Source organism: Arthrobacter sp. Dra40, from assembly GCF_059091905.1.
Map to the genome: position 1 here is coordinate 1 of NZ_JBNHHB010000445.1, position 1,829 is coordinate 1,829.

Genomic DNA, 1,829 nt, shown 5'->3' on the forward strand with positions numbered 1-1,829 from the left:
TCCAGGAAGCGGACATCGTCGGCATCACCATGCCGGTCACCAAGCACTCCTACCTGGTCACCAAGGCGCAGGAGATTCCGCGCGTGCTGGCCGAAGCGTTCCACATTGCCACCACCGGCCGCCCAGGCCCGGTGCTGGTGGACATCGCCAAGGACGCCCAGCAGTCCATGATGACCTTCTCCTGGCCGCCGAAGATCGACCTTCCCGGCTACCGCACCGTGGTGCGCGGGCATTCCAAGCAGGTCCGCGAGGCGGCCAAGCTGATCGCCGCGGCGGAGCGCCCGGTTTTCTACGTGGGCGGCGGCGTGATCAAGGCCCACGCCGCGCAGGAGTTGCGCGAGCTGGCCGAACTGGTGGGCGCCCCGGTGGCCACCACGCTGATGGCCCGCGGCGTCTTCCCGGATTCGCACCCGCAGCATGTGGGCATGCCCGGCATGCATGGCTCCGTGTCCGCGGTGACCGCGCTGCAGCAGTCCGACCTGCTGATTACGCTGGGCGCCCGCTTTGACGACCGCGTCACCGGCGTGCTGAGCACCTTCGCGCCCGGCGCCAAGGTGATCCACGCGGACATCGACCCCGCGGAGATCTCCAAGAACCGTGTGGCCGATGTGCCGATCGTGGGCTCGGTCAAGGAGATCATTCCGGAACTGACCGACGCCTGCCGCGAGCGGTTCGCCGCCGAAGGCACCCCGGATCTCTCCGCCTGGTGGGCCATGCTGAACCGGCTCCGCGAGACCTACCCGCTGGGCTTCGCCGAGCCCGACGACGGCCTGGTGGCACCGCAGCAGGTGATCCAGCGGATCGGCGAGCTGACCGGGCCGGAAGGTGTCTATGTCGCAGGCGTGGGCCAGCACCAGATGTGGAGTGCGCAGTTCATCAAGTACGAGCGCCCGCACGCCTGGCTGAACTCCGGTGGCCTGGGCACCATGGGCTACTCGGTGCCGGCCGCGATGGGCGCCAAGGTGGGCAACCCGGACCGCGTGGTCTGGGCGATCGACGGCGACGGCTGTTTCCAGATGACCAACCAGGAGCTGGCCACCTGCCGGCTGAACAACATCCCGATCAAGGTGGCGGTGATCAACAACTCCTCGCTGGGGATGGTCCGCCAATGGCAGACCCTGTTCTACGACGGCCGGTACTCCAACACCGATTTGAACACCGGCCACGACACCGTGCGCGTGCCGGACTTCGTGAAGATGGCCGACGCCTACGACTGCGTGGGCCTGCGCTGCGAACGGGTGGAGGACATCGACGCCACGATCGAGCAGGCGCTGGCGATCAACGACCGTCCCGTGGTGATCGACTTCGTGGTCAGCCCCAACGCGATGGTGTGGCCGATGGTGCCCTCCGGCGTGAGCAACGACCTCATCCAGATCGCCCGCGACATGACCCCCGTATGGGAAGAGGAGGACTAGGCATGGCCCGCCATACCCTTTCAGTGCTGGTGGAGGACGTCCCGGGCGTGCTGACCCGCGTCGCCAGCCTCTTCGCCCGCCGCGCGTTCAACATCCATTCTTTGGCCGTCGGCCCCACGGAAGCAGACGGGTTTTCCCGGATCACCGTGGTGGTTGAGGCCGAGGGCGACCTGCTGGAGCAGGTCACCAAACAACTGAACAAGCTCGTCAACGTCATCAAGATTGTCGAACTGGTTCCCGATTCTTCCGTGCAACGCGACCACATCCTGGTCAAGGTCCGCGCGGATGCCGCAACACGGCTGCAGGTAACCCAGGCAGCAGATCTGTTCCGCGCCTCCGTGGTCGACGTGTCCACCGACTCGTTGGTCGTGGAGGCCACCGGCACCGCCGATAAGCTCGAGGCCCTGCTAGCAG

General features: G+C 66.7%; 2 protein-coding genes. Both read left to right on the top strand.

Annotated features, from left to right (window positions below; genetic code table 11):
- Positions 1-1,415, top strand: a 1,415-nt coding sequence (gene ilvB, locus AC5RWT_RS36975) for a biosynthetic-type acetolactate synthase large subunit (RefSeq protein ID WP_494084556.1), incomplete at its 5' end; no start/stop codon positions are given.
- 2 nt (positions 1,416-1,417) lie between these two features.
- Positions 1,418-1,829, top strand: a 412-nt coding sequence (ilvN, locus tag AC5RWT_RS36980; RefSeq protein ID WP_494084557.1) for an acetolactate synthase small subunit, incomplete at its 3' end; no start/stop codon positions are given.